At 67.2% G+C, this 8,956-nt stretch carries 9 protein-coding genes and 1 pseudogene; 9 read left to right on the forward strand and 1 reads right to left on the reverse strand.

From position 1 onward, the window contains the following. The 6 genes and pseudogenes from ACXJKR_RS16635 to ACXJKR_RS16660 form a co-directional block, all read left to right on the forward strand. Window positions 1–703 (forward strand): annotated as a pseudogene (locus ACXJKR_RS16635) (ABC transporter substrate-binding protein); the annotation flags it as partial. 5 nt (window positions 704–708) lie between these two features. Beyond that, entirely contained in the window at window positions 709–1,659 is a 951-nt protein-coding gene (locus ACXJKR_RS16640) for an ABC transporter permease (protein ID WP_457323762.1), read from the forward strand. After that, window positions 1,659–2,525, forward strand: a complete 867-nt coding sequence (locus ACXJKR_RS16645; RefSeq protein ID WP_457323763.1) for an ABC transporter ATP-binding protein — start codon at window positions 1,659–1,661, stop codon at window positions 2,523–2,525. Before ACXJKR_RS16640 ends, ACXJKR_RS16645 begins: the two co-directional genes overlap by 1 nt. Then, complete coding sequence (locus ACXJKR_RS16650; RefSeq protein ID WP_457323764.1) at window positions 2,525–2,824, forward strand: gamma-butyrobetaine hydroxylase-like domain-containing protein; 300 nt, start codon at window positions 2,525–2,527, stop codon at window positions 2,822–2,824. The genes ACXJKR_RS16645 and ACXJKR_RS16650 overlap by 1 nt, the downstream gene beginning before the upstream one ends. Continuing rightward, entirely contained in the window at window positions 2,821–3,594 is a 774-nt protein-coding gene (locus tag ACXJKR_RS16655; protein ID WP_056193177.1) for a ferredoxin--NADP reductase, read from the forward strand. The genes ACXJKR_RS16650 and ACXJKR_RS16655 overlap by 4 nt, the downstream gene beginning before the upstream one ends. Window positions 3,595–3,909: 315 nt before the next feature. Then, on the forward strand, window positions 3,910–4,887 hold the full coding sequence (locus ACXJKR_RS16660; RefSeq protein WP_457323765.1) for a YeiH family protein: 978 nt from the start codon (window positions 3,910–3,912) through the stop codon (window positions 4,885–4,887). 12 nt (window positions 4,888–4,899) lie between these two features. Here the strand turns inward: ACXJKR_RS16660 and ACXJKR_RS16665 are convergent, their stop codons facing one another. Further along, window positions 4,900–6,282, reverse strand: coding sequence for a GGDEF domain-containing protein (locus ACXJKR_RS16665; RefSeq protein WP_457323766.1), 1,383 nt, complete (start codon window positions 6,280–6,282; stop codon window positions 4,900–4,902). Between the two features lie 216 nt (window positions 6,283–6,498). On the opposite strand from ACXJKR_RS16665, the gene ACXJKR_RS16670 reads away from it, so the two are divergent. The 3 genes from ACXJKR_RS16670 to ACXJKR_RS16680 form a co-directional block, all read left to right on the forward strand. After that, window positions 6,499–7,251: an SDR family oxidoreductase gene (locus ACXJKR_RS16670; RefSeq protein WP_457323769.1), complete on the forward strand. Its 753-nt coding sequence runs from the start codon at window positions 6,499–6,501 to the stop codon at window positions 7,249–7,251. A 50-nt stretch (window positions 7,252–7,301) separates the two neighbouring features. After that, complete coding sequence (locus tag ACXJKR_RS16675) at window positions 7,302–8,156, forward strand: ureidoglycolate lyase (protein ID WP_457323767.1); 855 nt, start codon at window positions 7,302–7,304, stop codon at window positions 8,154–8,156. Next, window positions 8,153–8,956 (forward strand): enolase C-terminal domain-like protein (locus tag ACXJKR_RS16680; RefSeq protein ID WP_457323768.1); only part of this gene is annotated, 804 nt, incomplete at its 3' end. The genes ACXJKR_RS16675 and ACXJKR_RS16680, both read left to right, overlap by 4 nt.

Raw genomic sequence — 8,956 nt, forward strand, 5'->3', positions numbered from 1 at the left:
TGTGGCCTACATCAAGGCCTTGATGGAGGCCAACGACTGGGTGCGCAAGGACCCCAAGCTGGCCGCCGCCAAGATCGAAGAGTGGACCAAGATCGAGAAGGAGGTCGTCTACCTCTTCCTCGGCCCGGGCGGCATCCACACGCTGGACCCGAGCATCAAGCCGCGCTGGGTCGAGACGATCAAGATCGCACACGGCGTGCTGGCCAAGCTGGGCCGCGTGAAGGAGTTCGACGCCGTCGCCTGGGTCAACGAGAGCTATCTGCGCGAAGCCTTCAAGCAGCGCGGCCAGGACTACGAGGCCCAGAAGCAGACGCTCGCCAACTACGACATTGCCGGCAACGACCCCATCTGCAAGGTGCCGGTCACGCGGCCCAAGGAGGCCGGCGAGATCTGGCTGTCCAGCGGCGAGATCGTCGTGGCCAGCTCGCCCGCCTGCCTGCTGGCTGGCGTGAAGCAGTACGAGGCGGCGGGCAAGAAGGTCAACGTCGCCTACCTCTACGACAAGGAGCTGGGCATCAAGGTCGTCGCCGACAAGGCTTTCTACGCGGTCGACGCCAGCAACCCCAAGGCGCCGCTGGCCGTGCCCTTCCTGCTGAAGAAAGACGCCGAGGCCTACGCCGCCAGGACGCACGGCAAGCTCGCCACCTTTGCGGAGGCCCTGGGGCAGGCCAACGCCACTGTCGTCGCGGTCAGCGTGAAGTGAACACCATGAGCGCGCTGCCCCGCATCCAAACCTACACGCCGCCCCTGGCGCCGCCTGCTGCAATGCCTGCGGCGGCGCCCAAGGCGGCCCCGCCCGCCCACGTGGGCCAGGGCATCACGCCGCTGCCCCTGCCGTTGCCCGCGGCTGCTGCGCCCAGCCTGTGGCAGCGCTTCTGGCGGGGCCGTGGCGCGGCGGCGCTGATGGGCGCGCTGTCCATCGCCAGCGTGCTGCTCTTCTGGCACCTGGCCACGCGCTACAAGCTCGACGCCTACATCCGCTTCAACAACATCCCCACGCCGGCCCAAGTGCTGGAGAAGGTGGTGGAGGTCAACGCCAGCCCGAAGTTCGTCACCAACATCGGCATCAGCGTGCGGCGCATCCTGCTCGGCTTCCTGGTGGCCACGGGCCTGGGCGTCGGCCTGGGCATCCTGATCGGCCGCTACCGCATCGTGCGCGGGCTGGCCATGCCGGCGATGGAGGTTTTCCGGCCCATCCCGGCCATCGCCTGGGTGCCGATGTCCATCATGCTGTGGCCCGACAACGAGGTGAGCATCGTCTTCATCACCTTCCTGGGCGCCTTCTTCCCGATCCTGCTGAACACCGTGCATGGGGTCGAGGCCATCGACCCGGTGCTGCTGCGCGCCGCCCGCACGCTGGGCGCGGGCGAGGCCAGCCTGCTCAGGCACGTGGTGCTGCCCGGCGCCCTGCCCCACATCTTCACGGGCCTGGCGGTAGGCATGGGCGTGGCCTGGGTGTCGCTGATCGCCGCCGAGATGATCTCGGGGCAGTTCGGCATCGGCTACTTCACGTGGGAGGCCTACTCCCTGATCAGCTACGCCGAGATTGCGCTCGGGATGATCACCATCGGCGTGCTGGGGCTGCTGTGCAGCGGCGCCATCCGGCTGCTGGCCAAGCTCGCCATGCCCTGGCAGGCTCATTCGCAAGGGGGACGGTGATGGACGTGGCAACAGCATCCCGTGGCCGCGTGGACGTGCGCGAGCTGGACATCCGCTTCCACTCAAAAGGCCAGGATTTCGAAGCCGTGCGCGCCGCCAACGTGCATGTGCGGCCCGGCGAGTTCGTGTCGCTGATCGGCCCCTCCGGCTGCGGCAAGTCCACGCTGCTGAACGCGGTGGCAGGCTTCCTCAAGCCCAGTGGCGGCCAGGTGCTGCTGGACGGTCAACCCATCACGGGCCCGGGCTCGGACCGCGGCGTCGTGTTCCAGCAGTACTCGCTCTTCCCATGGATGACGGTGCGTGCCAACGTGGAGTTCGGGCTGCGCATGAAGGGTGCGTCGGCCAGCGACCGCGAGGCGCAGGCGCGCACGCTGCTGGGGCTGGCCGGCCTGCTGTCCTTCGAGAACCACTACCCCGACCAGCTCTCCGGCGGCATGAAGCAGCGCGTGGGCATCGTCCGCGCGCTGGCCACCAGCCCGCAGGTGCTGCTGATGGACGAGCCGTTCGGCGCCCTCGACTCTCAGACCCGCGTGGTGATGCAGGAGATCCTGACCAATATGTGGCAGCGCCTGCGCATCTCGGTGCTCTTCATCACGCACGACATCGAGGAGGCGGTGTTCCTGTCCGACCGCATCTACGTGATGACGGCAAGGCCCGGGCGCATCAAGGCCGAGCTGGACGTGCCGCTGCCGCGGCCGCGCACGCCGGACATGACCTCCGAACCCGAGTTCGTCGCCATGGTGCGCCAGATCAAGGGCCTGATCCGCGAGGAAAGCATCGCGGCCATGGGGGGCGAACTGAGCGAAGGCGGGCTGGCGGGCCTGTGCACCGAGATCGGCCCGCAGGGCGTGGAGCACCTCGTCTGATGGACGCCATTCCCACCGAAGTCGTCTGGCACCAGGCCAGTGGCGTGCTGGCGCTGGCCTGGGCCGATGGCCGCGCCGCCCGCCTCAGCGGCCCGGTGCTGCGCGCCGCCTGCAAATGTGCCGGCTGCGAGCAGCGCCGGCGCAGCGGCGAGCCCGTGCAGGCGCCCATCGACACACAGCTCACCGCCCTCCACCCCGTCGGGCCGCAGGGCCTGCAGCTCGTCTTCAGCGACGGCCACGACCGCGGCATCTACCCCTGGCCCTATCTGCATCAACTCTGCCTGGAGCCTTGCGCATGAGCATCCTTTTCGACGCCAAGGTGCTGGACGTCCGCCACTGGACCGACCGCCAGTTCTCCTTCACCTGCACTCGTGACCCGGGCTTTCGCTTCCAAAGCGGGCAGTTCACGATGATCGGCCTGATGGTCGACGGCAAGCCGCTGCTGCGCGCCTACAGCGTCGTCAGCCCGCACTGGGACGACACGCTGGAGTTCCTCAGCATCAAGGTGCCCGACGGCCCTCTGACCTCGCGCCTGCAGCACATCCAGGTTGGCGACACGGTGCACATCGGCCGCAAGGCCTCGGGCACCCTCGTCACGCAGAACCTGCTGGCCGGCCGGCATCTCTACCTGCTGGCCACCGGCACGGGCCTGGCGCCGTTCATGGCCATCGTGCGCGACCCCGACGTCTACGAGCTCTACGAGAAGGTCATCCTCGTGCATGGCTGTCGCCAGGTGAGCGAGCTGGCCTACGAGGACATCATCACGCGCGAGCTGCCCGACAACGAATTCTTCGGCGACCAGGTGCGCGACAAGCTCATCTACTACCCGACCGTCACGCGCGAGCCCTTCCGCAACCAGGGGCGCATCCCGACGCTCATGGCCAACGGCAAGCTGCCCAGCGACATCGGCCTGCCGCCACTGTGCAAGGAGAACGACCGCTTCATGCTGTGCGGCAGCCCCGAGATGTTGCGCGACACGCGCGCGGTGTTCGACGAGATGGGCATGACCGAGGGCAATATGAGCCATCCCGGGCATTTCGTCATCGAGCGGGCCTTCGTCGAGAAATAGCCCTAGATCCGGCAGTTGACCGCTCACCATTCTTCGAAAGAATCGATGCATCAACACCTTGGCGTTTGGTCCGTCCTCACCACTTCGGTGARCAACGCTGCACGCCCGCTGGTCTGGCGCTTCARSCCGCTGGCSGCGTTGCTYCTCCTCGTGGGCATGAGCCCACTTCGTCGTCACGCCTTGCCAGCGGCCCGCCTCGCCAGCCACTCGGTCGTGCCCAACTGCCGGATCTAGGGCCGCATGCTGGCACGGGCTGCCTTCTTCGACGCTCATGGCCAGGCCCTGCGGCGAGTCTGGCCGGGTTGGGCGACCTGCGTGCTGATCGCTTTGGCTGCGTCATTCGTTGCCGCGCTGTATCAGGGGCCGCCGATGTTGTATGCGCTGCTGTTCGGCGCGGCGCTGCACAGCCAGAGCCCGCAGGACCGCACGGCCGCTGGTGTGGACTTCTGCGGCCGCACGCTGCTGCGCCTGGGCGTGGGGCTGCTGGGTGCGCGCATCAGCTGGGAGCAGGTCGCCGGGCTCGGTTGGCCGACCTTGCTTGTCGTGTTGTTCGCGGTCGCCAGCACCCTCCTGTGCGGTCGGTGGCTGGCTAAGGCACTGCGCCTGCCGTGGGCGCTCGGCGTGCTGGCGGGCGGCGCCACGGCCATCTGCGGCGCCTCTGCGGCGCTGGCGATCGGCGCGGTGCTGCCGCGCGCCGGTGAAGGGGAGACGCCGAACGAACGTCACGCGCTCGTCGTGGCCGTCTTGGCCACGCTGCTGTCGACGGCGGCGATGGTGGCCTACCCACTGATCGCGCGGCAGTTGCAGCTGTCGCCGGCTGGTGCTGGCCTCTTCATCGGCGGAAGCATCCATGACGTGGCGCAGGTGGTGGTAGCGGGCTATTCGATCTCTGCGGCCGCCGGCGACGCGGCCTCCATCGTCAAACTGCTGCGCGTCAGCCTGCTCTTCATCGTCGTGCTGGGCGTGTCCATCGCCTGTCGGACTTCGGCCGCCGAGCCGCCGCGCCAGGCACGACCGATGGTCATGCGACTCGGCGCGCTGGTGCCGGGCTTTCTGTGGCTGTTCGTCGTGCTGGCGACGCTCAACTCGCTGGGATGCCTGCGGCCAGTGCAGGAGCAGCTCAATCTCGCCTCGCGCGCCTGCCTCATGCTGGGGGTGGCCGGGCTCGGCATGAAGACGTCGTTCCCGCACCTCGCCAGCGCAGGTTGGCGGCCCATCTTGCTGATGGTGGCGACGAGCTTGTGGCTTGCAGCCGTTTCGCTCGCCGCCGCCTGGGGATTGCGGTTTTATTGAGGGTCCAACAAATCAGACCGTGGTCGGTGAGTCGCTCTGCAGCGTCCTGTCTATCTCGACGCGGTTCCGGCCGGCCTCCTTGGCGCGATACAGGGCCTCGTCGGCCCGCTTGAGGGCGTTCGCAGCTGACCCTCCCGGCGGCGACAGCGCCACGCCGAAGCTGGCGGTGATTGCGAGGCGGCCCGCAGTACAGCTGACCTCGCTCTGCTGCACGCGTTCGCGAAGCTTCTCGGCCAGGCGGGCGGCATCACGCACACGCGTGCCCTGGCAGGCGATCAGGAACTCCTCGCCGCCCCAGCGACCGATGACATCGCTCGCGCGCAGGTTGGCCGCGACGATGGCCGCAACGCGGCGCAATACCTCGTCGCCGCAATCATGGCCATGGCGGTCGTTGACATGCTTGAAGTGGTCGATGTCCAGCAGCACGAGCGACATCCCCTGTGCCGCCTCTTCCATGTCACCCAGCGATTGCTCCAGGCCGCGCCGGTTCAACACACCGGTCAGTTCATCGACCGTAGCCAGGCGGCGCAGGTTCTCCTGCTCGATGCGCAACTGACGCGTGCGCGCTGTCAAGGCATCGATCTCCCGCTGCTGGCGGCGATGGCTCAGGCGCAGTCGCTGCCAGCCGCGCAACACCATGGCGCAAGCACCAAAAAGCCAGGCAAGCAGGATGCCCAGGTAGACGCGGTCGTCGCTGATCCATTCGCCCTTCAGCACCAGGCGGCGAAGCTGCAGTTCATGGTGCTGGCCGGTCAGCTCTCCGGGAATGCCGATGGACAACGACGTCGCGTTGTCCAGGCTCGGCTGGTTGTACTCGCGAGGCAGATTGAACATCTGGACCCACCAGTCGGGCACGTTGAGTTCGCTCAACTTGATGCGCACCGGTTGCTCAACGTCTCGCCTTCGAAGCGTGACCGCGTGCATCCGCGAGCTGTTGGCGTCCTCGAGCCTGGAGAAGCGTGGATCGAAATTCCGGATATCAAGATGCAGGAATGGCGCCGGCCCTTGGTAGTCCAGTTCCAGCTCGATGTGATCAAAACCGCTCAGATCCCGGCCGCGGCTGAGATCGTCGCCGGTCAGCAGATAGGTCAGGACGCACGGCTGGTACTTCCCGGAGGCGACGTATTGGCAACGCCATCGCAACCGCCCGGCGTCCACCCACTGCACCGCGGCTTCCTCGCCGGCCTGAGGGGGGGCTTCCAGGAAATGCTTGCTCACGCCCGGCTCCAGCAGATCCAGAGTTCGCGCGGGCAGCATCATGTGAACACCCAGCACGGCCACGGTGAGCACGATCCCTCCCATGAGGAATCTGATGCTGGTCAGGTCAGATTGCACGCCATCAAACTTCGGCATTTGCGTCCTGTGCACTCTAGATCCAAAGGCGGGCGCCGGCACAACGAAGCGCTCGCCTCACGGGGCAAATCGCCGTCGACGGCAATCCATGAAAAACGCGGCCTGGCCAACTGCCGCGAATCGGGTCGATGGGCGCCAGCGCCTTCGATAATTGAAATTGGTAAGGCCAATTTAACGATTTATGCCATGTTCGCCTACACTGGTCAGACCTTCAATACCCTGACCCCCGTGAGCGACTTCCATGCCCCTTCCGCCTGCCTGGCGGGCAAGACCGTTCTGATCACCGCAGCAGCGCAGGGAATCGGACGTGCAAGCGCCCTGGCCTGCCTCGCGGCAGGTGCCGAGGTGATCGCCACGGACATCCAGGAAAGCGGTTTGGCCGCGCTGGCCCGGGAGGCGGCATCTTCGGCGCTGCGTACCGAGGTTCTCGATGTCCGCGACACCCTGTCGGTGCAGAGCCTGGCCGGTCGGTTGCCTGCTCTGCATGGCCTGTTCAACTGCGCCGGCTTCGTGCATCACGGCACGGTGCTCGACTGCGACGAAGCGGCCTGGGACTTCAGCATGGACCTGAACGTGAAGAGCATGCTGCGCACGCTGCGCGCCTTCCTGCCGGGCATGCTCGCAGAGGCCGCACGCCACGGCGGCGGCGCCTCGGTGCTGAACATGGCATCCATGGCCTCATCGGTGAAGGGCTTTGCGAACCGCTTCGCCTACGGCACGACCAAGGCGGCCGTCATCGGCTTGAGCAAGGCAGTCGCTGCGGACTTCGTCAAGCAAGGCCTGCGCTGCAATGCCCTTTGCCCCGGCACGGTGGACACACCGTCCCTGCGCGGGCGGATCGCTGCGGCGGCCGATCCCGTGCAGGCCGAGAAAGACTTCATCGCCCGCCAGCCCATGGGCCGGCTGGCCACCGTCGACGACATCGCTCCGCTCGTCGTCTTCCTGCTCAGCGACGCGTCGCGCTTCATCACCGGGCAGGCCGTTTGCGTTGATGGCGGCGTCACGATTTAAGGCGCGCGTCATTTCGGCATATCTCCCGATCCGTCAATAACGAACTTCTCATGAAACTCCTTCGCTACGGCCCTGTTGGCCAAGAACGCCCCGGCCTGCTCGATGACAACGGCCGCGTGYGCGACCTCTCAGGCCTTGTCGATGACGTTGCAGGCAACGTGCTGACGCCCGCCGGCCTCGCAAGGCTGCGCGATATCGACCCGACGGACCTGCCACTCGTCAGCGGCACGCCGCAACAGGACCTGCGCCTCGGCCCCTGCGTCGGCCGCGTCGGCAAGTTCATCTGCATCGGCCTGAACTACGCCGATCACGCTGCCGAGTCCGGCCTGCCCGTGCCGACCGAGCCCGTCGTCTTCGCCAAGTGGACCAGCGCCATCTGCGGCCCCGATGACGCGGTGCAGATCCCGCGCGGCTCGCTCAAGACCGACTGGGAGGTGGAGCTGGGCGTCGTCATCGGCGAAGGTGGCCGCTACATCGAGGAAGCCGACGCGATGAAGCATGTGGCCGGCTACTGCGTCGTCAATGACGTGTCAGAGCGCGAATGGCAGCTCGAGCGCGGCACGCAGTGGGACAAGGGCAAGGGTTGCGACACCTTCGGCCCCATCGGCCCCTGGCTCGTCACGGCCGACGAGGTGGCCGACCCGCAGCAGCTGGACCTCTGGCTGGAGATCGACGGCCGGCGCTTCCAGAACGGCAACACGCGCACCATGGTGTTCGGCGTTGCGCAGATCGTCAGCTACCTGAGCAAGTTCATGAGCCTGCAGCCCGGCGACATCATCTCCACCGGCACGCCGCCCGGCGTCGGCCTGGGCCAGAAGCCGCCGCTGTACCTGAAGCCCGGCCAGACCATGCGCCTGGGCATCCAGGGCCTGGGCGTTCAAACGCAGAAGACCGTCGCAGCATGACCACCCGCATCACAGGCCTGCGCACGGTGGATGTGCGCTTCCCGACGTCGCAGCACCTCGACGGTTCGGACGCGATGAACCCCGACCCGGACTACTCGGCCGCCTACGTCATCCTTGAAACCGACACGCCGGGCCTGGAAGGCCATGGCCTGACCTTCACCATCGGCCGTGGCAACGATATCTGCTGCCGCGCCATTGAGGCCATGCGCCACCTGGTTGTCGGCCTGGAGCTGAGCTGGATCGCCGCCGACATGGGCCGCTTCTGGCGCCACGTCACGTCGGACAGCCAACTGCGCTGGATCGGGCCCGACAAGGGCGCCATCCACCTCGCCACCGGCGCCGTCGTCAATGCCGTATGGGACTTGTGGGCCAAGGCCGAGGGCAAGCCGGTGTGGCGCCTGGTGGCCGACATGAGCCCGGCCGAGCTGGTGCGCTGCATCGACTTCCGCTACATCACCGACTGCATCACACCCGACGAGGCGCTGGCGCTGCTCACCCGCGCAGCAGAGGGCAAGGCCGAGCGCCTGGCCACGCTGGAGCGCGAGGGCTACCCCTGCTACACGACCTCGGCCGGCTGGCTGGGCTACCCCGACGACAAGCTGCGCCGGCTGTGCCAGGAGGCTGTGGACGCGGGCTTCAACCACGTCAAGCTCAAGGTCGGCCGCGACCGCGAGGACGACATCCGCCGCCTGCGTATCGCTCGCGAGGTGCTGGGGCCGGACCGCAAGCTGATGATCGACGCCAATCAGGTCTGGGATGTTCCCGTGGCCATCGACTGGCTCAAGGACCTGGCCTTTGCC

Source organism: Roseateles sp. P5_E11 (assembly GCF_054049355.1).

Bases quoted from the DNA above. Each gene is read 5' to 3' on its own strand.
- ACXJKR_RS16645 (WP_457323763.1), top strand. From the start codon at position 1,659: ATGGACGTGGCAACAGCATCCCGTGGCCGCGTGGACGTGCGCGAGCTG.
- ACXJKR_RS16655 (WP_056193177.1), top strand. From the start codon at position 2,821: ATGAGCATCCTTTTCGACGCCAAGGTGCTGGACGTCCGCCACTGGACC.
- ACXJKR_RS16650 (WP_457323764.1), top strand. From the start codon at position 2,525: ATGGACGCCATTCCCACCGAAGTCGTCTGGCACCAGGCCAGTGGCGTG.
- ACXJKR_RS16640 (WP_457323762.1), top strand. From the start codon at position 709: ATGAGCGCGCTGCCCCGCATCCAAACCTACACGCCGCCCCTGGCGCCG.